Origin of the sequence: Delftia sp. WSY_10 (assembly GCF_043104705.1) — a bacterium.
Lineage (GTDB): Bacteria > Pseudomonadota > Gammaproteobacteria > Burkholderiales > Burkholderiaceae_C > Comamonas > Comamonas tsuruhatensis.
This window is the reverse complement of sequence record NZ_JBICKY010000020.1, coordinates 1-20,553: the sequence shown is the minus strand read 5'-3', so window position 1 is coordinate 20,553 and position 20,553 is coordinate 1. Positions and strand designations below refer to the sequence as shown.

Annotated in this window: 22 protein-coding genes; 19 read left to right on the top strand and 3 right to left on the bottom strand. The window is 66.3% G+C overall.

From position 1 onward, the window contains the following. Window positions 1-4: 4 nt before the first annotated feature. From fliG to fliR, 12 genes are all read left to right on the top strand, one after another. Complete coding sequence (gene fliG / locus ACF8ML_RS10780; protein WP_012202571.1) at window positions 5-1,000, top strand: flagellar motor switch protein FliG; 996 nt, start codon at window positions 5-7, stop codon at window positions 998-1,000. Next, window positions 993-1,883 (top strand): FliH/SctL family protein, encoded by an 891-nt coding sequence (locus tag ACF8ML_RS10775; RefSeq protein ID WP_016449320.1) that lies wholly within the window; start codon window positions 993-995, stop codon window positions 1,881-1,883. The genes fliG and ACF8ML_RS10775 overlap by 8 nt, the downstream gene beginning before the upstream one ends. Continuing rightward, entirely contained in the window at window positions 1,873-3,291 is a 1,419-nt protein-coding gene (fliI, locus tag ACF8ML_RS10770) for a flagellar protein export ATPase FliI (protein ID WP_016449321.1), read from the top strand. Before ACF8ML_RS10775 ends, fliI begins: the two co-directional genes overlap by 11 nt. Before the next feature lie 56 nt (window positions 3,292-3,347). Continuing rightward, the gene (fliJ, locus tag ACF8ML_RS10765; protein WP_016449322.1) at window positions 3,348-3,812 is read left to right on the top strand and encodes a flagellar export protein FliJ; all 465 of its coding nucleotides are present in this window, start codon (window positions 3,348-3,350) and stop codon (window positions 3,810-3,812) included. Window positions 3,813-3,815: 3 nt separating this feature from the next. Further along, window positions 3,816-5,291: a flagellar hook-length control protein FliK gene (locus ACF8ML_RS10760; protein WP_392407111.1), complete on the top strand. Its 1,476-nt coding sequence runs from the start codon at window positions 3,816-3,818 to the stop codon at window positions 5,289-5,291. A gap of 254 nt (window positions 5,292-5,545) precedes the next feature. Next, window positions 5,546-6,118: a flagellar basal body-associated protein FliL gene (gene fliL, locus ACF8ML_RS10755; protein ID WP_016449324.1), complete on the top strand. Its 573-nt coding sequence runs from the start codon at window positions 5,546-5,548 to the stop codon at window positions 6,116-6,118. 18 nt (window positions 6,119-6,136) lie between these two features. Further along, the gene (gene fliM / locus ACF8ML_RS10750) at window positions 6,137-7,141 is read left to right on the top strand and encodes a flagellar motor switch protein FliM (RefSeq protein ID WP_016449325.1); all 1,005 of its coding nucleotides are present in this window, start codon (window positions 6,137-6,139) and stop codon (window positions 7,139-7,141) included. After that, window positions 7,131-7,562, top strand: coding sequence for a flagellar motor switch protein FliN (gene fliN, locus ACF8ML_RS10745; RefSeq protein ID WP_016449326.1), 432 nt, complete (start codon window positions 7,131-7,133; stop codon window positions 7,560-7,562). Before fliM ends, fliN begins: the two co-directional genes overlap by 11 nt. A gap of 10 nt (window positions 7,563-7,572) precedes the next feature. Further along, window positions 7,573-7,908, top strand: a complete 336-nt coding sequence (locus tag ACF8ML_RS10740; RefSeq protein WP_012202579.1) for a flagellar biosynthetic protein FliO — start codon at window positions 7,573-7,575, stop codon at window positions 7,906-7,908. Next, entirely contained in the window at window positions 7,901-8,686 is a 786-nt protein-coding gene (gene fliP / locus ACF8ML_RS10735) for a flagellar type III secretion system pore protein FliP (protein ID WP_016449327.1), read from the top strand. The genes ACF8ML_RS10740 and fliP overlap by 8 nt, the downstream gene beginning before the upstream one ends. Window positions 8,687-8,710: 24 nt before the next feature. Beyond that, entirely contained in the window at window positions 8,711-8,980 is a 270-nt protein-coding gene (gene fliQ / locus ACF8ML_RS10730; protein WP_012202581.1) for a flagellar biosynthesis protein FliQ, read from the top strand. Between the two features lie 29 nt (window positions 8,981-9,009). Continuing rightward, a complete protein-coding gene (gene fliR, locus ACF8ML_RS10725; RefSeq protein WP_012202582.1) occupies window positions 9,010-9,780 on the top strand; it encodes a flagellar biosynthetic protein FliR in 771 nt (256 codons plus the stop codon). Between the two features lie 48 nt (window positions 9,781-9,828). On the opposite strand, the gene ACF8ML_RS10720 is transcribed toward fliR, so the two are convergent. Beyond that, window positions 9,829-10,458: a response regulator gene (locus tag ACF8ML_RS10720; RefSeq protein WP_373785940.1), complete on the bottom strand. Its 630-nt coding sequence runs from the start codon at window positions 10,456-10,458 to the stop codon at window positions 9,829-9,831. Window positions 10,459-10,497: 39 nt separating this feature from the next. After that, a complete protein-coding gene (locus ACF8ML_RS10715) occupies window positions 10,498-11,646 on the bottom strand; it encodes a response regulator (protein ID WP_016449329.1) in 1,149 nt (382 codons plus the stop codon). A gap of 119 nt (window positions 11,647-11,765) precedes the next feature. On the opposite strand from ACF8ML_RS10715, the gene ACF8ML_RS10710 reads away from it, so the two are divergent. The 7 genes from ACF8ML_RS10710 (at window position 11,766) to ACF8ML_RS10680 (ending at window position 18,308) form a co-directional block, all read left to right on the top strand. Beyond that, entirely contained in the window at window positions 11,766-12,212 is a 447-nt protein-coding gene (locus ACF8ML_RS10710) for a hypothetical protein (RefSeq protein ID WP_016449330.1), read from the top strand. Between the two features lie 52 nt (window positions 12,213-12,264). Then, on the top strand, window positions 12,265-12,627 hold the full coding sequence (locus ACF8ML_RS10705) for a response regulator (RefSeq protein WP_016449331.1): 363 nt from the start codon (window positions 12,265-12,267) through the stop codon (window positions 12,625-12,627). A gap of 39 nt (window positions 12,628-12,666) precedes the next feature. Then, the gene (locus ACF8ML_RS10700; protein ID WP_392407110.1) at window positions 12,667-14,871 is read left to right on the top strand and encodes a chemotaxis protein CheW; all 2,205 of its coding nucleotides are present in this window, start codon (window positions 12,667-12,669) and stop codon (window positions 14,869-14,871) included. Between the two features lie 114 nt (window positions 14,872-14,985). After that, window positions 14,986-15,471 carry a chemotaxis protein CheW gene (locus tag ACF8ML_RS10695; protein WP_016449333.1) on the top strand — a complete coding sequence of 162 codons (486 nt, stop codon included), beginning with the start codon at window positions 14,986-14,988 and terminating at the stop codon, window positions 15,469-15,471. Between the two features lie 26 nt (window positions 15,472-15,497). After that, entirely contained in the window at window positions 15,498-16,388 is an 891-nt protein-coding gene (locus ACF8ML_RS10690; protein WP_016449334.1) for a CheR family methyltransferase, read from the top strand. 33 nt (window positions 16,389-16,421) lie between these two features. After that, a complete protein-coding gene (cheD, locus tag ACF8ML_RS10685; protein WP_016449335.1) occupies window positions 16,422-17,159 on the top strand; it encodes a chemoreceptor glutamine deamidase CheD in 738 nt (245 codons plus the stop codon). A 15-nt stretch (window positions 17,160-17,174) separates the two neighbouring features. Next, the gene (locus ACF8ML_RS10680) at window positions 17,175-18,308 is read left to right on the top strand and encodes a chemotaxis response regulator protein-glutamate methylesterase (protein WP_034366524.1); all 1,134 of its coding nucleotides are present in this window, start codon (window positions 17,175-17,177) and stop codon (window positions 18,306-18,308) included. 73 nt (window positions 18,309-18,381) lie between these two features. Here the strand turns inward: ACF8ML_RS10680 and ACF8ML_RS10675 are convergent, their stop codons facing one another. After that, on the bottom strand, window positions 18,382-20,259 hold the full coding sequence (locus tag ACF8ML_RS10675; protein WP_016449337.1) for an ATP-binding cassette domain-containing protein: 1,878 nt from the start codon (window positions 20,257-20,259) through the stop codon (window positions 18,382-18,384). Between the last annotated feature and the right edge of the window lie 294 nt (window positions 20,260-20,553).

Genomic DNA, 20,553 nt, shown 5'->3' with positions numbered 1-20,553 from the left:
AGATATGGACGAACGAGGCCTGAACGACGCCGCCATCTTGCTGGTCTCCCTGGGCGAGGAGGAAGCGGCCGAGGTGTTCAAGCACCTCACACCCAAGGAAGTGCAAAAGCTCGGCGAGACCATTGCGCACATGCGCGGCGTCTCGCGCGAGAAGGTGGACTTCGTCATCAACCGCTTTGCCGATGACGCGGCCGCGCAAAGCCTGCTGGTGGACGACGCCAGCGGCTATGTGCGCTCGGTGCTCAAGCGCGCCCTGGGCGACGACAAGGCCGCGCTGCTGATCGACCGCATCCTGCAGGGCGGCGATGTCTCCGGCATCGAAAGCCTGAAGTGGATGGACCCGCTGTCGGTGGCCGAACTGCTGCGCGGCGAGCATCCGCAGATCGTGGCCGCCATCCTGGTTCACCTGGAGCACGAGCAGGCTGCTGCCGTGCTGATGCAGCTGCCCGAACGCTTTCGCAGCGAAGTCATGCTGCGCGTGGCCACGCTGGAAGGCATTCAGCCGACCGCGCTCAAGGACCTCAACGAGGTGCTGTTCCAGGTGCTGGCCGGTGGCGACAAGATCCGCAAGACCTCGCTGGGCGGCGTCAAGACGGCGGCCGAGATGATCAACAACCTCGGCGGCAATGCCGACGTGGCCGTGCTGGACACCATCCGCAACTACGACCCGGACCTGGCCCAGAAGATCATGGACAAGATGTTCGTGTTCGACGACCTGGTCAAACTGGACGACCGCTCGGTGCAGCTGGTGCTGCGCGAAGTGGTGTCCGAGACGCTGATCATCGCGCTCAAGGGCGGTTCGATGGAAGTGCGCGACAAGATCCTGGCCAACATGTCCATGCGTGCGGCCGAGTCGCTGCGCGAGGACCTGGAAGGCCGCGGCCCGATGCGCCTGTCCGAAGTGGAAGCGCAGCAAAAGGAAATCCTGAAGGTGGTGCGCCGTCTGGCCGAAGAAGGCCAGATCACCATCGGCAGCGGCGCGGAGGACAGCTATGTCTAGTGGGATGAACTCGCGCTTCATTCCCTCCGAGGAGATTGACGAGCGCCAGGTGGTGCAGTGGCGCTTTGGTGCCGTGGACCACATGGGCGGCCTGCAAAGCCTGCCCGGCCTGCCGAACATTCAGGGCGCCCCCGATGCACAGGCTGCACCCGGTGGCGCCGGCATGGCGCGCACACCCGCTTCCTCGTCCGGCTTCCACAGCCTGTCGCTGCCCGGGCGCTCCGATGCGCCCCGGCTGGACGCCGATTCCATGGTGCTGGATGTCGACGCCGACGCGCCAGGCACGGCGGCATCCACCCCCGCCGTGGACGAGGAGCGGCTGCATGAATTGCTGGAGCAGGCACGCGCCGAAGGCCATGCCGAGGGCCTGGAGCAAGGCCGTCAGGAAGCCCGGCAGCAGTGGCAGCAGCACATGGATGACTATGTCTCCGGCACGGGCCGCGAGACGGCGCAGCGCGTGGATGCGCTGCTGTCCGGCCTGGACGCCGGCTTCAAGCAGCTGCAGGCGGATGCGGCGCAGGAATTGCTGAACCTGGCCTGCGACATCGCGCGCCAGGTGGTCCGCCAGGAGCTGCGCAGCCAGCCCCAGGCCCTGCTGCCCGTGGTGCGCGAGGCGCTGGACATGCTGGCCTCCGACGGCCGCGCCGCCACCGTGCGCCTGAACCCTGCCGACTTCGCCGTGCTGGACGAGGCGCTGCGCGCCGAGCATGGCGCCCAGTCCAAGGTGCAGTGGATCAGCGACGCTGGCGTGGCCCAGGGCGATGTGCGCGTGGAATCGGGCGGTGCCCAGGTCGATGCCGGCATGGACAAGCGCTGGCGCCGCGCCGTGGCCGCGCTGGGCCTGGTCTCCACCTGGTATGACGGAGAACGCGATGCCGGTTGATGCCTCCCTGGCCGATGCCGGCAAGCCCTGGCAGCAGCTGCTGTCCAATGCCCGCGCCCGCCTGCACAGCGACATTCCGCTGGAAACCCACGGCACGCTCACGCGCCTGACCGGCCTGGTGCTGGAGGCCACGGGCCTGCAGGTGCCGGTGGGCTCGCAATGCTGGATACGCCAGGCAGGCCAGGACCCGGTGCTGGCCGAAGTCGTCGGCTTTGCCGGCGAGCGTGCGTTCCTGATGCCTGCGGGCGACATCCAGGGGCTGTCCAGCGGCGCCATCGTGACGCCGGCCGAACCCTTTGTCGCCCCGCTGCGCTTTGGCGACGGTCCCGAAGAGCCCGTGTCCATGGCGGCCGGCGTGCTGCGCCTGCCCATCGGCAGCGGCCTGCTGGGCCGTGTCGTCGATTCGCAGGGGCAGCCGCTGGACCATGGCGGGCCGCTGGCCGACGTCACGGCCGATCTGCTGGACCGCAACCCCATCAACGCCATGGACCGCGACCCGGTGCGCGAGACGCTGGACACCGGCGTGCGCTCGCTCAACGCACTGCTCACCGTGGGCCGGGGCCAGCGGCTGGGCCTGTTCGCAGGCTCGGGCGTGGGCAAGTCCGTGCTGCTGGGCATGATGGCGCGCTACACCCAGGCGGACGTGATCGTCGTCGGCCTGATCGGTGAACGCGGCCGGGAGGTCAAGGAGTTCGTCGAGGACATCCTCGGCGCACAGGACCGCAGCCGCGCCGTGGTGGTGGCCGCGCCGGCCGATGCGCCGCCGCTGCTGCGCATGCAGGGTGCCGCCTACGCCACGGCCATTGCCGAGCATTTCCGCGACAAGGGCCAGCATGTGCTGCTGCTCATGGACTCGCTCACCCGCTATGCCATGGCCCAGCGCGAGATCGCCCTGGCCATTGGCGAGCCGCCGGCCACCAAGGGCTATCCGCCGTCGTGCTTTGCCAAGCTGCCGGCACTGGTCGAGCGCAGCGGCAACGGCCTCAACGGCGTGGGCTCGATCACGGCCTTCTACACCGTGCTGTCCGAAGGCGACGACCAGCAGGACCCGATCGCCGACGCGGCGCGCGCCATTCTGGACGGCCACGTCGTGCTGTCGCGGGCGCTGGCCGAGTCGGGCCACTACCCGGCCATCGATATCGAGCAATCGGCCTCGCGCGTGATGCACAACGTGGTCTCGCGCGAGCACTTCGAGCTGGCGCGGCGCTTTCGCGCTGTCTATTCGCGCTACCAGAAGGGCCGGGACCTGGTCCAGGTCGGAGCCTACATGGCGGGCTCGGACCCGCAGATGGACGAGGCGATACGGCTGCAGCCGGCCATGGCGGCCTTTCTGCAGCAAAGCATGTTCGAGTCGGCTTCCATGGACGAGAGCATCTCGGGCATGGCCGCCGCGCTCGGTGGTCAGTGATGCGGTGACGCGGCACTGAGATAACGCAACAGCGAACACAGGGAGGAAAACCCGGTATGTCGTCCTTGAATGCCTTGATGGTGGCCATCGATGCCGCGTCGCGCAAGCGTGACGAGGCGCGCCAGGCGGTGCAGGAGCGTCAGCGCTCGCAGCAGGCGGCGCAGGCGCAGATGGACCAGCTGCAGCACTACGTGCAGGAAATGCAGGCACGCTGGGGCGTGCAGCAGAACCAGTCCGTGCAGCCCGAAGTCATGTTCCACCAATACCAGTTCATGGACCGCCTGCAGCACGCCATCGGCCTGCAGACACGGGTGCTGGCCGACCTGGCCATCCGCCTGGAGGCCGCGCAAAAGGCCTTGATGGCCTGCGAGCTGCGGGTCAGCAGCCTGCGCAAGGTGGTCGAGGTGCGCCGCCGCGACCTGGCGCTGGGCCAGATGCGCCGCGAGCAAAAGGAAACCGACGAACGTGCGGCCATCCAGTTTTTCCGCCGCAGCTTCGGGCTGACATTCCAGGAGGCTTGACGCATGTCCACCAACCAGATCGAACAGCGCGCCGACGCGCGCAGCGCCATGCAGCGCACCATGGAGGGCGTGCGTTCCGCGCGCGCGGCGCAGCCGCCGTCCAATGAGCAGGCCGCAGGCTTTTCCTCGCTGCTGGCCGCCATGGATGGCATTGGCGGACTGCCGGACCTGGGCCAGGTCCTCGGCGATGAGGGGGCCGGCGCGCTGGCCAACCTCAAGGGTGCAATTCAGGGCAGCCTGAAGGATCCGGCTGACCTGTCCGGCCTGGCGCAGGGGCTGCTGCAGACGCAATTGCCGCTGCAGCCCCAGGCGGAGACGGACGATATGGCCACTTCCGCGCAGGCCGATGCCATGCTGCTGGCCGCCAACGGCCAGGCGCCCTGGCTCAGCCTGGTCGGGCAGACCGCCCACCTCGATGGCAAGGGCGACCGCGACATGCTGCAGGGCGTGGCGGGCGACTGGTTGTCTGGCCGGGGCAGTGCCGCCATGCTGGCCTTGCGCCAGGAGCAGGGCGTGGTGGCGCATGCCGCCTTCATGGCTCCGCAACCTGCAGCGGGCGATGCCGCAGGCGCGGCGCTGGCCGCGAACGCCAACACGGCGGCGCTGGCGGGCGCAGTGGATGCCGCTGCAGCCGGCACGCCCGCCGATACCGCTGCGCGCCAGGGCGCCCAGGCACAGACACAGGCGGCCGATGTGCTGGCCGCCGTGCAGTCCGATACGGCGCTGACGGCCGCCGCAGCGCGCACGGCATCTGCAGCCCAGGCCACGCATGAGCACACACCCCAGGCGCTGGCGCCCGGCGTGCGGCAGGACGCGGCCCTGGCGTCGGGCATTGCGCTCAACGGCATGGCGGCGGTGCGGCCCGCGGAATGGCGCGGCCTGTTCGAGCGGGCCCGCGAAGGTGGCACCGGCTCCGCAGAGTCTGCCGCCAACGGATTGCATGGGGTTGCAGCCGCCGTGGGCGCGGCCCACGCCGGCCAGTCCCTGGGACAGCAGGCCGCCGGACACAATGGCGCAGCCTTGGCCCAGCCCGATGCCCAGGCACAGCCGGGCAACTCCACCGAGCGCGAGCAGCAGGTGTCCGAGCAGGTGGCCTTCTGGGTCCACAACAAGAGCCAGAACGCCTCGCTGTCTGTCGAGCATGAGGGCAAGGCCATCCAGGTGCAGGTCAGCCTGCAGGGCAACGAGGCCCATGTGCGCTTTGGCGCCAGCGAGTCGCAGGCGCGCGAATGGCTGGGCAACGGTGCCGACCAGCTGCGCGAGCTGCTGCAGGCCCAGGGCCTGCAACTGGCCGGCGTCAGCGTGGACGCGGGTGGCCAGTCCGGCAATGGCGAAGCGGGGGGCCGCCAGGGCGCGGATGCCCAGGCGCGCCAGGGCCGCGTGAGCGCCATGGTCGATGCCGCCGGCGTCACGGGCGGCAATGGCGCCGCACAGGCTGGTGGCCGCGCGTCGGCAGGCGGGGTGGATCTGTTCGTCTGATTCTTCCTGCGCTTCTTGCGGGGCGGCGCATGCGCCGTTTTCCGGGTTTTCAGAACAGGCCGGGTGGCGACAAGCTGCCCGGCCTGTGGCGTTTGGGGGCCATCAAGCCAGCGAGAAACCGGGGTTTCATGCGCTTATTCAGGCCATGGCCCGAGGTCCAATCGCCGAATAATTCCTGCCATGGGCCTGCTGCGTCATGGCGCCGCGCATGATGCGCGAGCGCGTGGCGGTCCCGCTCACCCAGAGGAATTCCAGTGTCTGCCACACCCAATGCCGCCAACAATGCAGCTCCCGCCCCGGCCAAGGGCAAGAAGCTGATCGTGCTGATCGTCATCATCGCCGTCCTGGCCATAGGCGCGGCCGCTGCCTTCATCCTGCTGTCCAAGCGGCACAGCAATGCCGATGAGGAGGAGGGCGGCTCCAGCAAGGCGGCCGTCACGGTTCCCACCTTCCTGCCGCTGGACAGCCTGGTGGTCAATCTGTCAGACCCGGGCGGCGACCGCTTCGTGCAGATCGGCATCACGCTGGAGCTGGCCGACGAGAAGACGGCCACTACGGTCAAGCAGTACCTGCCCAGCATCCGCAACGGCATCCTGATGCTGGTGTCCCAGCGCACGGCCGAGGAGTTGCTGGAGCGCGACGGCAAGGAACGCCTGGCTGCCGACGTGCTCAACGAAGTGTCCGCACCGCTGGGCTACGGCAACCAGGCCAAGGCCAAGAAGCGCAGCCGCGACGAGGATGCAGAGGACGAAGATGGCGAGCGCCGCCGCTCCCCTGGCAAGAACCCCGTGCGCCGCGTGCTGTTCTCCAGCTTCATCATTCAGTAACCGGGGAGGCAAGGCGCCATGAGCGATTCGTTTCTCTCCCAGGAAGAAGTCGATGCCCTTTTGGAGGGCGTGACCGGCGAGAGCCAGAAATCCACGACCGAGGAGGTCGAGGCGGGCATCATCCGCCAGTACGACATCTCCAGCCAGGAGCGCATCGTGCGCGGGCGCATGCCGACGATGGAGATCGTCAACGAGCGCTTTGCCCGCAACTTCCGCATCGGCCTGTTCAACTTCATCCGCCGCAGCCCCGAGGTGTCGGTGGGCACGGTGTCGGTGCAGCGCTACAGCGCCTTCCTGCGCGAGCTGGTGGTGCCCACCAACTTCAACATCGTCGCCATCCGCCCGCTGCGCGGCAGCGGCCTGGTGGTCTGCGATCCCTCGCTGGTGTTCGGCGTCATCGACACGCTGTACGGCGGCACGGGCCGGCTGCAGACACGCATCGAAGGGCGGGATTTCTCGCACACCGAGCAGCGCGTGATCAACCGCCTGGTCAACGTGATCTGCGAGGAATACAAGAAGGCCTGGCACGGCATCTATCCGCTGGAGCTGGGCTACCAGCGCTCGGAGATGCAGCCGCAGTTCGCCAACATTGCCACCCCCAGCGAAATCGTCGTGTCCACGGCCTTCCAGCTGGAGATCGGTGACATCTCGGGCTCCATCCACATCTGCATGCCCTATGCGACGCTGGAGCCCATCCGTGATGTCCTGTACTCCTCCACGCAGGGCGACTCCATTGAAGTGGACCGCCGCTGGGTCAAGGTGCTCAAGCGCGAAATCCAGGCCGCCGAGGTGACCCTGGTGGCCGAACTGGCGCGCGCCGACGCCACGGTGGAGCAGCTGCTGGCCATGCGCCCCGGCGATTTCATCGAACTCGACCGCGAGCCGCTGATCCGCGCCTCCATCGGCGGCGTTCCGATTTTCGAGTGCCAGTACGGCACTCACAACGACAAGTATGCAATCCGTGTCGAGCACTGCCTGCGCGGTGCCGATGCTGGCTGGATGGGAGAAAACAATGGCAACTGAAGACACGCAAAAGCCCGCTGGCGACGATCCGTTCTCGGGATGGGCAGAGGCATTGGACGAGCAGCGCGAGCGCGACGCCAAGCTGGAGGCGGAACAGGGCGGCCCGCTGACGGGCGAGCCCGTGCGCCCCTACGCCGGTGGCGGCGACGTGCCGGTCAACGACATCAACATGGTGCTGGACATCCCGGTGCAGCTGTCGGTGGAACTGGGCCGCACCAAGGTGCCGATCAAGTACATCCTGCAGCTGGCCCAGGGCTCGGTGGTCGAACTCGACGCACTGGCCGGCGAGCCCATGGACGTGCTGGTCAACGGCTACCTGATCGCCCAGGGCGAGGTGGTGGTGGTCAACGACAAGTTCGGTATCCGCCTGACCGACGTGGTCACGCCGTCCGAGCGCCTGCGCCGGGTCAGCCGTGGCTGAGAGCGCCGGCATGGGCCCGCTGTGGCCGACCCTGCTTACGGTCGTGGCCCTGGTCACGGCCATGGCTGCTCTGCCCTGGCTGCTGCGCCGCTTTCAGCAGCGCACGGCTGCGCTGCGTGGCGCAGCCGGCCTGCAGTCGCGGGTGCTGGGCGCCGTGGGCGTGGGCCCGCAGCAGCGGGTGGTGACGGTGGAAGTGGGCGAGGGCGCGCAGACCGTGCGGCTGGTGCTGGGCGTCACGGCGCAAAGCATCCAGTGCCTGCATGTGCTGCAGGCCCCGGCCCCTGCTGATTTTTCGGCTGCGATGGCGCAAGCGCGCAGCCTGCCTGCGGACGGTGCGAATGTCTGAATATTCCTGCAAGCGCCCGGCGCGCACGCTGAGCCAGGCCGCCGGCGCCGCGGCGCTGGCGCTGTGCTGCGCCACGCCCCTGGCCTCCTGGGCGCAGGGCGCGCCCGCCAGCCTGCCGCTGGTCATCGGCCAGGGCAGCGGTGGCACCAGTTTTTCGGTGCCCATCCAGACCCTGCTGTTCTTCACGGCGCTGTCGTTCCTGCCGGCCATCCTTTTGATGATGACGGGCTTCACCCGCATCGTCATCGTGCTGTCGCTGATGCGCCAGGCGCTGGGCACGCAGTCGGCGCCGCCCAACCAGGTGATCATCGGCCTGTCGCTGTTCCTGACGCTGTTCGTCATGGGACCCACCCTGGACCGCGTGTACCAGGAGGCCTACGTGCCCTACACCACGAATGCCGCGACCTTCGAGCAGGCCATTGAAAAGGCCGAGGCGCCCATGCGCGACTTCATGCTCAAGCAGACGCGCCAATCGGACTTTGCGCTGTTCGCGCGCCTGGCCAAGCTCGAAGCCGGCGTCACCGCAGAGACCGCGCCGCTGCGCGTGCTGGTGCCGGCCTTCGTGACCAGCGAGCTGAAGACGGCGTTCCAGATCGGCTTCATGATCTTCATCCCCTTCCTGGTCATCGACATGGTCGTGTCCTCGATCCTGATGTCGCTGGGCATGATGATGCTGTCGCCCGTGCTGGTGGCCCTGCCGTTCAAGCTCATGCTCTTCGTGCTGGCCGATGGCTGGAACCTGCTCATCGGATCGCTGGCGGCCAGCTTCGCCGTCTAGTCCCGTTTTATTGGAAATCCTTCCATGACCTCCCAATACGTGCTCACCTTCGGCCGCGAGGCACTGACCTTGCTGCTCATGATCTCCATGCCCGTGCTGGGCGTGGTGCTGGCCGTGGGCCTGGCCGTCAGTGTCTTCCAGGCGGTGACCCAGGTGCATGAGGCCACGCTGGCCTTCGTGCCCAAGCTCATCTCCGCCGTGCTGGTGTTTGCCATTGCCGGTCCGTGGATGCTGAGCACGTTGGTGGATTTCATCCGCCGCACCATAGAGACCATTCCGCAGGCGGTGGGCTGAGCCCTTCGCCGCGCGCAGGAAACGCCGCCGTGATCACCTTCAGCGAAGCCCAACTGGTGGCCTGGCTGTCGCCAGTTCTCTGGCCGTTTCTGCGCGTGCTGGCCATGTTTTCCGTGGCTCCCGTGTTCTCGCAGCGAGTCATTCCCATGCGGCTGAAGATCGGCCTGGCCTTCCTGGTCGCGGTGTGCGCGCAGCCCGTGCTGGGCGACCAGCCCGTGATCGGCATCAACTCGCCGCAGGCGCTGGGGACGCTGATACAGCAGGTCGGCGTGGGACTGGCCGTGGGCTTTGCCGTGCGCCTGGTGTTTGCCGCCGTGGAGGTGGCGGGCGAGGTGGTCGGCCTGCAGATGGGCCTGAACTTCGCCAGCTTCTTCGATCCCACGACCAATGCCCAGCTCAGCGCCGTGGCGCGCTTCATGGTCCAGATTTCCACGCTGCTGTTCATCGTCATCAACGGACACCTGCTGGTGCTGATGGCCGTGCTCAAGAGTTACGAGGCGTTTCCTGTGGACGGCAGCTTCCTGCAGGCCATCAACCAGATGCGGCTGCACGAGATGGGGGCGGCGGTCTTTGCCAGCGCCTTCTGGATCGCCCTGCCCATGGTCGCCATGCTGCTGTTCGTGAACCTGGTGCTGGGCATCATTTCGCGCGTGGCACCGCAGATGAACATCTATGCCGTGGGCTTCCCGGTCACGCTCACCGTGGGCCTGACGGGATTGATGGCCACGCTGCCGCTGCTCGAGCAGCCCCTGGTCGCCTTGCTGCAGCGCGGCATCGCGGTGTTTGGCACCTCAATGTAAGCAGTTGTGAAAAACAACAGATTTTCCGCTCTGCCGGCCGCAAAAGCCTCAGATCAGCTGGTTGTGGATGGCGTAGGCCGTGAGTTCGGCGTTGCTGCTCATCTGCAGTTTTTCCAGCACGCGCGCCCGGTAGACGCTGACGGTCTTGGGGCTGAGCATCAGCTCGGTGGCAATGTCGGTCAGCCGCTGCCCGGCCGCGATCTTGATCAGCGTCTGCAGCTCGCGCTCGGACAGGCTTTCATGCGGCACCTGGGGTGCGGGCTGAGCCAGGCTGTCGGCCAGCATCTGGGCCACTTCGGACGTCAGGTACTTGCGCCCCGTGGCCACGGTACGCACCGCCTCGATCAGCAGCACCGGGTCGCCTGCCTTGTTGGCGTAGCCCTGCGCGCCCGCCTTCAGGCAGCGCAGCGCGTACTGATCCTCGGGGTACATGGAGACCATGAGCACCTTGATCAGCGGATGGGTTTCGCGCACGCTGGCCAGGGCCTCCAGGCCGCTGCGGCCGGGCATGTTGATGTCCAGCAGCAGCACGTCGCAGGCGGCGGTGCGCAGCTGCTCACGCAGCTCGGCATAGCTGCCTGCTTCTGCGGTGACGCTGATGTCCACTGCCTCGGCCAGGGTGTCGCGGATGCCCCGGCGCAGCACCGCATGGTCGTCGCACAGCACCACGTGGATCAAAGTCGGCCTCCTGGAAAAAGGGTCACGCCGCCATGGCGTTCAGCATTCATTGCCCGGGATATTAGGGCAAGCGCCGCCATCGTCCAGCGGAATGGAGACGATGACCGAGGTTCCGCGTCCGGCTTGACTGCTGACATCCAGCCAGCCCCGAACGGTGCGCGCGCGCTCGCCCAGACCGCGCAGGCCGAAGGATTCGGGCTTGTCGCGGGCGCCGTCGGCCAGGCCCACGCCGTCGTCCGTCACCTCCAGCGTGAGAAAACCTTCGCGGTCGGAGAGATCGATGTCCACATGGCGCGCCTGGGCATATTTGCCGACGTTGGTCAGCGCCTCCTGGGCCGTGCGGTAGGCCACGACCTGGATGTCGGGCGCGATGTCCATGCTTTCGCGGCTGCTGCGCACACGGGTGGGCACGCCCGTGCGGCGCTCGAAATTCTCGGCCAGCCACTGGACGGCGGCCACCAGTCCCTGGTCCAGCACGGGCGGGCGCAGGTTCATCATGATGCGCTGGCTGGCGCCCAGCGCGTGCTCCAGCATCTCCAGCGCAGCCAGCGCATGCTCGCGCAGCCCGCCCTCGGGCGCATTGCGCGCGATCCAGGCCACGTCGAACTTCACCGAGGTCAGCGAGCCGCCGATGTCATCGTGGATCTCGCGGGCGATGCTGGCGCGCTCGCGCTCGGTGGAGGTCTGCAGGTGCTCGGTCAGGTCGGCCAGGCGCCGCTCGGACGCCGCCAGCTCGGCCGCCGCGCGCCGGCGTGCCAGGCGGGCCTCGTGCACTTCCAGCGCATGCGAGACCACATGGGGCAGGCGCGTGATGTGGTCCTTGAGCAGATAGTCGCTAATGCCCTCGCGCATCACATCCACGGCGGCCGACTCGCCGATGGCGCCGGACAGCAGCACGAAGGGCGGGTGCCCGGGCTGGCGGCGAACCAGCTCCCAGGCATCCAGCGCCGTGAAGCCGGGCAGGTGGTAGTCGGCCAGGATGAGGTCGAATGCCTGGTTGTGCAGCGCAGCTGCGGCATCATCGAGCGTGTCGACCACGACAATCTCGCAGACCAGCCCGCCGCGCAGCAGGCTCAGCCGCGCCAGCGCCTGGTCGGCGGCGGAATCCTCGATGTGCAGTATGCGCAAGGGCTTGTGCGGTGGTCTGGCATCCCCGGGGGCGCTATCATGAGATACATTTTGGAACATAAATGCAAATGGTCGTGTACACCAAGGGATGCGCGGCATTCCCGTGAACGATTGACAAGGGTTGGCCGTGCTGCAAGGCACGGCGCACGTTGGGCTGAAACGCTGGTGGTGGAGTAACAATGCAGTCAATGCACAAGCCTTCGGGCGAGCCTGCCGTCCCCATGCCCGTCATGGTGGCCGCAGACCTGCAGGATGCCTTGCTGGTGGCGATGCGCGATCTGCAGCGCCTGGAAGGCCTTCTCAATCACGCAACGCAGAACCTGCTGGACCGTTTCGACGAGACCCACGGCCAGCTGGCCGGCGAGGCGCTAGCCGCCTTGCCCCAGCTCGATGCCGCCCGGTCCACGTTGAGGCTGGCGGTGACCGAGTTGCAGTTTCACGACATGTCCTCCCAACTGATCGCCCATATTACGAAGATTTTGCAAGGCTGCGCGTTCCAGTTGGCCGCAGCCACCATGGGTGTGGACGAGGGAGAGGACGATTCCCTGGGCCTGCCGGCGATACCCGACCGGCCCAATCCCGTCACGCAAAGCGAGATGGATGCTGGCTCGGTCGAACTGTTCTGACCGCTGACCATGCACCCATCCACCTTTTATTGCCCGTCTGTTGGAGCTATACATGCGATCGATTCTGGCTGTTGATGATTCCCCCTCGATGCGAAAGATGGTGGCGTTCACCCTCGCAGGAGCGGGATTTCGCGTCGTGGAGGCCGTGGACGGCGTGGATGCGCTCGAAAAGGCCCAACTCGAACAAGTCGATCTGGTGCTGGCCGACCAGAACATGCCGCGCCTCGATGGCATCGGCCTGACGCGCAAGCTGCGCGAAAACCCGAAGTTCCAGAACACGCCCATTCTCATTCTCACCACCGAATCCAGCGACCAGATGAAGCAGGCCGGACGCGCTGCGGGCGCCACGGGCTGGCTGGTCAAGCCCTTCGATCCGAACCGTTTGATCGAAGTCATTCAGAAAGTAATGCGTTGAGCCGATAAGTACGGGCAACAGGAAACAGCAGGACCAAAGATGGCGGATCTACACCAGGATGGGGCAGGAGCGGGCGCAGACTTCGACCTGAGCCAGTTCTATCAAATCTTCTTCGAAGAAGCGGCCGAGAACCTCGACCAGATGGAGCAGATGCTGCTGAATCTGGATCTGTCGGCGGCCAACGACGAGGAGCTCAACGGCATTTTCCGTTGCGCGCACTCGATCAAGGGCGGCGCGGCCACCTTCGGCTTTGCCGATGTGACCGAGCTGACGCACCGCATGGAGTCGCTGCTCGACCGGCTGCGCCGGCACGAGATCACACCGATTCCGGAAATGGTCGACGTGCTGCTGGAGTCGGCCGATGCCAGCCGCAGCCTGCTGGCACGCCACCAGGCCGGCAACGAGGGCGAGGCCCTGTCCACCACGGATCTGGTAGCGCGCATCGAGATGCTGGCAGAAGGCCGCAGTGCCGTGCCTGCAACAGCCGCCCCGGCCGCTGCACCGGCACCGGCGCCTGCTCCCGTGGCAGCGCCGGTCGAGGCGCCCGCGCCTGCCGCGCCCGTATCGGGCGGCGCCGTCGGAACGGCACCCGCCAGTGGCGGCCGTTCGCTGCACATCCTGATCGGTCCGCTGGAGCGTCTGGAGATGGCCGAGGCCATCAAGGAACTGTTCCGCGACATTCCCGGCCTGGGCCGCATCGAGGACCTGGCCTGCGTTCAGCCGCAAAGCCGCCTCTTTGCCGTGCAGACCTCGTCCACCGACGACGACCTGCTCGATCTGTTCGCCTTCCACGTGGCCAAGGAGCAGGTTCGCATCACGGCAGCCGATGAGGCGGCCGGGGCCGCTCCTGCAACCGAAGCGGTGCAGGTGGCCGAAGCCCCCGTCGCCGAAGAGCATGCCGCGCACGATCCCGACGCCGCCCTGGCCTCGGTCGCCATTCCGCCCGCCGAAGAGGCCTACGGCTTCTTCAACGGTGCACCCGGCATGCCCCAGGCCGACGGCGCGCTGGCCATCCAGCCGGCCGGTGCCGCGGCCAAGCCTGCTGCCAAGACGGCTGCCCAGGCGCAGCAGGCGCAGATGGAGTCGACCAGCATCCGTGTGTCGGTGGCCAAGGTCGATCAGCTCATCAACCTGGTGGGCGAGCTGGTCATCACCCAGGCCATGCTGGCGCAAAACAGCCACGGGCTGGATGCATCGGCCTACCAGCAACTGCTGGCGGGCCTGGCCGATCTGGACCGCAATACGCGCGACCTGCAGGAATCGGTGATGTCCATCCGCATGATTCCCATGTCCACCGTGTTCAGCCGCTTCCCGCGCATGCTGCGCGACCTGGCCGGCAAGCTGGGCAAGAAGATCGACCTGATCACTCTGGGCGAAGCCACCGAACTGGACAAGGGCCTGGTCGAGAAGATCACCGACCCGCTGACCCATCTGGTGCGCAACAGCGTGGACCACGGCATCGAAATGCCCGAGGAGCGCCTGGCCGCTGGCAAGTCCGAGCATGGCACGCTGACGCTGGCAGCCTCCCATCAGGGCGGCTCCATCGTCATCGAGGTGCGCGACGACGGCCGCGGCATGAACCGCGAGAAGATTCTCAAGAAGGCCCGCGAGCGCGGCATGGATGTCTCGGACAGCATGCCCGATCAGGACGTCTGGCAGCTGATCTTCGCGCCGGGCTTCTCCACGGCCGATGTGGTGACCGACGTGTCCGGGCGCGGCGTGGGCATGGACGTGGTCAAGCGCAACATCGCGGCGCTGGGCGGCTCGGTGGAGATCGAGTCCAACCAGGGCAAGGGCATGCGCGTGGCCGTTCGCCTGCCGCTGACCCTGGCCATCATGGACGGCATGTCGGTGGGCGTCAGCGACGAGGTCTACATCCTGCCGCTGTCCTCGGTGGTCGAGTCCTTCCTGGTCAAGGAAGAGGACGTCAACACCGTGGCCAACGGCACGCAACTGGTCAAGGTGCGTGACGAGTACATGCCCGTGTTCGCGCTGGAAAAGACCTTCCGTGTGCCGCGCAGCGACACCAGCCAGTCCAGCAACATCATGGTGGTGGTCGAGTCCGACGGCAGCCGCGTGGCCCTGCTGGTCGACGAGCTGCTGGGCCAGCACCAGGTGGTGGTCAAGAACCTGGAATCGAACTATCGCAAGGTGCCCAACGTTTCGGGCGCCACCATCCTGGGCGATGGCACGGTGGCGCTGATTCTGGACACGGGTGCGCTGGTGCGCCGCGCGCGCCACTGAATGGGACAGGGATACCTGACGACAAACGACGGAGCCGCAGGCAGAGCCTGCGCGCCGCCAAAAACCATGGCTTTCGCCACCACGGCGCGGGCCCGACAGTTGAGGAGCTGAGCAATGAGCGTGATCGCTAAGACTGCAGGCGTCGCCACCGGCGCGCGCGAGTACCTGACCTTCCGCCTGGACCAGGAGGAATACGGCATCGACATTCTGAAGGTGCAGGAAATCCGCGGCTACGAGCCGCCCACGCGCATCGCCAATGCGCCGGAGTTCATCAAGGGCGTGGTGAATCTGCGCGGCACCATCGTGCCCATCGTGGACATGCGCCTGAAGTTCAACTGCTCCCAGGTCGAATACAACAGCTTCACCGTCGTCATCATCCTGAACCTGCGCAACCGCGTGGTGGGCATCGTGGTGGACTCGGTCAGCGACGTGATGGAGCTGGCTCCCGAAGCCGTGCGCCCCGCGCCGGACATCGAAAGCGCCATCGACAGCGGCTGCATCCTGGGCCTGGGTTCGGTGGGCGAGCGCATGCTCATCCTGCTGGACATCGAAAAGCTCATGAACAACGTGGACATGGGCCTGGTCGCTTCGGCCGACTGAGACCCGTTCTTGCACTGAGCGCCCTCATGCGATCCGGTTCTTCCAATGCGGCACTGGCCGCGCGCCCCGTCGCCGACGACGGGGCAGCCAACGGGCCCCTGGCCCAGGGGCGCGAATTCGAATGGTCGTCGCGGGACTTCGCCCGCGTGCAGGCGCTGATCTACCAGCGGGCCGGCATCAGCCTGCACGATGGCAAGCACGCCATGGTCTACAGCCGCCTGTCGCGGCGCCTGCGCGAGACGGGCTACGACAGCTTTGCCACCTACCTGGACTGGCTGGAGTCCCAGTCCGATGGCGTGGAGTGGCAGGAGTTCGTGAACGCGCTGACCACCAATCTCACCGCGTTCTTTCGCGAGCAGCACCATTTCGAGATCTTTGCCCAGCATCTGCGCAGCAAGCCGGCCGGCACGGCCTGGAAGGTCTGGTGCAACGCGGCTTCGACCGGGGAAGAGCCTTACTCCATCGTCATGACGGCCCTGGAAGTGCTGGGCGCCACGCCCAGCTTCCAGTTGCAGGCCAGCGACATCGACTCGCGTGTGCTGGACACGGCGTCGGCCGGTGTCTATCGCGCCGAAAGCATCAAGGGCATGAGCGCCGAGCGCCTGCACCGCTTCTTCCTGCGGGGCAAGGCCGGCAATGCGGGCCTGGTGCGCGTCAAGCCCGAGCTGCGCCGCCTGGTGGAGTTTCTCAACGTCAATCTGATCCGTGACGATTGGCCGTTCCGCGATCCCTTCGACGTGGTCTTCTGCCGCAACGTGATGATCTACTTCGATGCGGCCACGCAGCGCCGCGTGCTGGAGCGCATCCACCGCGTCATGAAGCCCGGGGGCCTGCTGTTCGTCGGACATGCCGAGAACTTCAGCGACTCGCGCGATCTGTTCACGCTCAAGGGAAAGACGGTCTATGAGCGCCGCTGACGCAGGTCCTGCCGCACACAAGGGGGTCTTCCCATGATCGGAGACCGCTCCGCCTTCGCTCCGCCCCCGCCGCCTTCGGAGCGCCGCCGCACGCCGCGCATCAACAGCTATACCGCTGCGGACTACCCGGCGCCGGGCGACCCGGTGCCGCGCTCCTCGCTGGAGCAGCTCAAGCGCCAGCAGCGCTACCCCGGCGAGGCGTCGTTCTTCTACTACGACCCGCATTTCCAGCACAACGCCGTCAAGGTGCTGCCGGGCGAATACTTCGTCTCCAACGAGGACGTGATCCTGGTCACCGTGCTGGGCTCGTGCATCTCGGCCTGCATCTGGGACCGCACCATGCGCGTGGGCGGCATGAACCATTTCATGCTGCCCGACGGCGACTCCGCCGATGCGTCGGGCCGCTACGGCTCGTACGCCATGGAATTGCTGATCAACGAAATGCTCAAGCTCGGCGCACGGCGCGAGTCTTTGCAGGCCAAGATCTTCGGCGGCGGCCAGGTGATGCACAACTTCACCACCATGAACGTGGGCGAACGCAATACCGCCTTCGTCACGCAGTACCTGCAGACCGAACGCATCCCCATCGTCTCGGAGGATGTGCTGGACATCTACCCGCGCAAGGTGGTGTTCTTCCCCGCCAGCGGCAAGGCCATGGTCAAGCGCCTGGCACATGCCCATCCGGAGGAGCTGGTACAGCAGGAATTCACGCGCGGCAATGCAGCCGTCGTGGCACGCAATACGGCAGGCGGCTCGGTCGACCTGTTTTGAGGAAGGTTCAAAGGAATGGACAGGAAAATCAGGGTGATCGTGGTGGACGACTCTGCGCTGGTGCGCAGTCTGCTGTCCGAGATCATCAATCGCCAGCACGACATGGAATGCATCGGCTCGGCCAACGATCCGCTGATCGCACGCGAAATGATCCGCGAGATGAATCCCGACGTGATCACGCTCGATGTGGAAATGCCCCGCATGGATGGCATCGACTTCCTGGGCCGGCTCATGCGGCTGCGCCCCATGCCGGTGGTCATGATCTCCACGCTGACCGAGCGCGGCGCCGAGGTCACCATGCGCGCGCTGGAGCTGGGCGCCATCGACTTCGTGGCCAAGCCGCGCGTGGGCGTGTCCAACGGCCTGCAGGAGCTGGCCGCGCAGATCGTGGACAAGATCCGCGTTGCTGCCGTGGCCCAGGTCCGGCGCCTGCCGGTCGCTCCGCGCAGTGCGGCTCCCGCCACCGGCAGCGCGGTGGCGCCGGTCTCCGCCTCGGCTGGCATGAGCGCGCCGCGCCAGGCTGCACCGGCGTCGCTGCTGGGGCGGCTGTCCACGGAAAAGCTGATTGCCATCGGTGCCTCCACCGGCGGCACGGAGGCCATCCGTGAAGTGCTCACCCATCTGCCGGCCGACTGCCCGGCCATCGTCATCACCCAGCACATGCCGCCGGGCTTCACCACCAGCTTCGCGGCCCGGCTCAACAGCCTGTGCCAGATGACCGTGAAGGAAGCACAGCAGGGCGAGCGGCTGCTGCCCGGCCACGCCTACATCGCACCGGGCGGCAAGCATTTCTCCGTGCAGCGCAGCGGTGCCAACTATGTCGCCGTGGTGGATGACAGCCCGCCCGTGAATCGCCACAAACCTTCGGTCGAGGTGCTTTTCAAGTCGGTGGCGGCCTGTGCGGGCCGCAACGCCTACGGCATCATGCTCACCGGCATGGGTGCCGATGGCGCGGTCGCCATGCGTGAAATGCGCGATGCGGGCAGCTACAACTTCGTGCAGGACGAAGCCAGCTGCATCGTCTTCGGCATGCCGCGCGAGGCCATCGCCCATGGTGCGGCCGACGAGGTGCTGCCCCTCAACCAGATCGCCTCCGCCTTGCTGGGCAAGCTGCGCATAGGTTCGGACCAGGTTCACCACCGCATTTGAGTGCAACGGCCGGTCCTGGCGGCACCCATGAAAAAAAGAGCGCCAGGCGCTCTTTTTTTCGTCCGAAGAAAGCTCACTCCGACAGTGCGCTCCAGCGCTCCAGCGCCTCCATCAGCTGCTCATCGATCTCGCCATCGCGCTGATGCAACTGAACGGCGCGGGAATTGTCGCTGGCATACAGCGAACCATCGGCCAAGGCTTCCCGAATGGACTTCTGCTCTGCCTCCAGCGCTGCAATGCTTTCGGGCAACTGATCGAGCTCACGCTGCTCCTTGTAGCTGAGCTTGCGCTTGGGCTTGCCGTCGCTGCGTGCCGCAACGGGCTTGGCCTCTTCCTTGGATGGCTTGGGCTGCGCGGCCTCGGCCAGATCGCGGCTGCGGCGGGACTGATCCAGCCAGTCCTGCACGCCGCCTTCATATTCGCGCCATTGGCCCGGGCCTTCCCAGGCGATGGTGCTGGTGACCACGTTGTCCAGGAAACTGCGGTCATGGCTGACCAGAAAAACGGTGCCGTCGTAGTTCTGCAGCAGGTCTTCCAGCATTTCCAGCGTCTCGATATCGAGATCGTTGGTCGGCTCGTCCAGCACCAGCACATTCGCGGGCCGGGCAAACAGCCGGGCCAGCAGCAGGCGGTTGCGCTCCCCGCCAGACAGCGAGCGAACGGGGGAATGGGCGCGCGCCGGAGAGAACAGGAAATCCGACAGATAGCTCTTCACGTGCTTTTTCTGGCTGCCGATCTCGATCCACTCGCTGCCGGGGCTGATGAAGTCCTCCAGCGTGGCATCCATGTCGATCTGGTGACGCATCTGGTCGAAGTACGCCACCTGCAGATTCGCCCCCAGCCGCACCTGGCCGCTGTCAGGTGCCAGTTCGCCCAGAATCATCTTGAGCAGCGTCGTCTTGCCTGCGCCGTTGGGTCCGATCAGGCCCACCTTGTCTCCGCGCAAAATGGTGGCGGTGAAGTGGGAGACGATGTTCTTGTCGCCAAAGGACTTGGCCACATCCGTCAACTCGGCCACGATCTTGCCCTGATAGCCGTCGCCTCGACCCGACGCAATGTCCATCTTCACGCCACCCAGCACCTCGCGGCGGGCAGCGCGGTTGGCCCGCAACTGCTCAAGCCGGCCGATGCGGCTCTGGCTGCGCGTGCGGCGGGCTTCCACGCCCTTGCGGATCCAGACCTCTTCCTGGGCCAGCAGCTTGTCGGCCTTGGCATTGATCACGGCCTCCTGGGCCAGCTGATCCTCCTTGGTCTGCTGGTACTGGACGAAATTGCCGGGATACGAGCGCAGCGTTCCACGATCCAGCTCCACGATGCGTGTGGAAACCCGATCCAGGAAGGATCGATCGTGCGTAATGGTCACCACGCTGCCCTTGAAGTTCAGCAGCAACTCTTCCAGCCACTCGATGGCGTCAAGATCCAGGTGGTTGGTCGGCTCATCCAGCAGCAGTACATCGGGTCTCGCCACCAGGGCCTGGGCCAGTGCCACGCGCTTCTTCATCCCGCCGGACAGGGTGCCCACCACGGCTTCGGGATCCAGGTGCAGCCGCTGCAGAGTCTCCTCCACGCGCTGCTCCCAGTTCCAGGCGTCATAGGCCTCGATCTGGGACTGCAGCGCATCGAGATCCTCGCCCTCGGCGCCAGCCAGGTAGCGGTCGCGCACGGCAATCACCTCGGCTATGCCGGCGGATGCCGACTCGAAGATTGTCTGCTCGGGCACAAGCACCGGCTCCTGCGCCACATAAGTAATGCGGATACCGGACTGCGTCTGGACCTGGCCGTCATCGGCCTTGGCCAGTCCGCCAAGAATCTTCAACAAAGAGGACTTCCCTGCGCCGTTTCGACCGATCAGGCCCACACGTTCGCCGCTCTCCAGGGAAAACTGGGCGTGGTCGAGAAGCGCCACATGCCCGAACGCCAGTTGGGCGTCTAACAAAGTAATCAATGCCATCGTGCGCGCATTATCTATGCGGGCCCGATTCCTGGCACAGGCGGCAAGGCCTCACGCCCGTAGCCTGCCCGCTAGGGCAGGCTACGGGCCGATGGCGAAGGGCGTGGTCTCGGTTGCTTTGGCAACTTGAAGGGAAGTTCACGAATTTCACGCCATCGGTAAAAACCCATGCTATAGTTCGATCCCTCGTCGCAACACTGCCTTGCAGACAGCGATGAGTCAAAAAAGTCTTGTAGACAGCACGAAAAAACGTGCTACAATGCAAGGCTCTGCTGAAGAGAGCGATGCAGATCG

Excerpts from the sequence above, each read along its gene's own strand:
- ACF8ML_RS10680 (WP_034366524.1), top strand. The coding sequence starts at position 17,175 with ATGGACAGGAAAATCAGGGTGATCGTGGTGGACGACTCTGCGCTGGTG.
- ACF8ML_RS10695 (WP_016449333.1), top strand. The coding sequence starts at position 14,986 with ATGAGCGTGATCGCTAAGACTGCAGGCGTCGCCACCGGCGCGCGCGAG.
- ACF8ML_RS10700 (WP_392407110.1), top strand. The coding sequence starts at position 12,667 with ATGGCGGATCTACACCAGGATGGGGCAGGAGCGGGCGCAGACTTCGAC.
- ACF8ML_RS10690 (WP_016449334.1), top strand. The coding sequence starts at position 15,498 with ATGCGATCCGGTTCTTCCAATGCGGCACTGGCCGCGCGCCCCGTCGCC.
- ACF8ML_RS10710 (WP_016449330.1), top strand. The coding sequence starts at position 11,766 with ATGCAGTCAATGCACAAGCCTTCGGGCGAGCCTGCCGTCCCCATGCCC.
- ACF8ML_RS10715 (WP_016449329.1), bottom strand. The coding sequence starts at position 11,646 with ATGTTCCAAAATGTATCTCATGATAGCGCCCCCGGGGATGCCAGACCA.
- ACF8ML_RS10740 (WP_012202579.1), top strand. The coding sequence starts at position 7,573 with ATGGGCCCGCTGTGGCCGACCCTGCTTACGGTCGTGGCCCTGGTCACG.
- fliQ (WP_012202581.1), top strand. The coding sequence starts at position 8,711 with ATGACCTCCCAATACGTGCTCACCTTCGGCCGCGAGGCACTGACCTTG.
- fliJ (WP_016449322.1), top strand. The coding sequence starts at position 3,348 with ATGTCGTCCTTGAATGCCTTGATGGTGGCCATCGATGCCGCGTCGCGC.
- fliP (WP_016449327.1), top strand. The coding sequence starts at position 7,901 with ATGTCTGAATATTCCTGCAAGCGCCCGGCGCGCACGCTGAGCCAGGCC.
- fliM (WP_016449325.1), top strand. The coding sequence starts at position 6,137 with ATGAGCGATTCGTTTCTCTCCCAGGAAGAAGTCGATGCCCTTTTGGAG.
- ACF8ML_RS10775 (WP_016449320.1), top strand. The coding sequence starts at position 993 with ATGTCTAGTGGGATGAACTCGCGCTTCATTCCCTCCGAGGAGATTGAC.
- cheD (WP_016449335.1), top strand. The coding sequence starts at position 16,422 with ATGATCGGAGACCGCTCCGCCTTCGCTCCGCCCCCGCCGCCTTCGGAG.
- ACF8ML_RS10760 (WP_392407111.1), top strand. The coding sequence starts at position 3,816 with ATGTCCACCAACCAGATCGAACAGCGCGCCGACGCGCGCAGCGCCATG.
- ACF8ML_RS10675 (WP_016449337.1), bottom strand. The coding sequence starts at position 20,259 with ATGGCATTGATTACTTTGTTAGACGCCCAACTGGCGTTCGGGCATGTG.
- fliI (WP_016449321.1), top strand. The coding sequence starts at position 1,873 with ATGCCGGTTGATGCCTCCCTGGCCGATGCCGGCAAGCCCTGGCAGCAG.
- fliG (WP_012202571.1), top strand. The coding sequence starts at position 5 with ATGGACGAACGAGGCCTGAACGACGCCGCCATCTTGCTGGTCTCCCTG.
- ACF8ML_RS10705 (WP_016449331.1), top strand. The coding sequence starts at position 12,265 with ATGCGATCGATTCTGGCTGTTGATGATTCCCCCTCGATGCGAAAGATG.
- fliN (WP_016449326.1), top strand. The coding sequence starts at position 7,131 with ATGGCAACTGAAGACACGCAAAAGCCCGCTGGCGACGATCCGTTCTCG.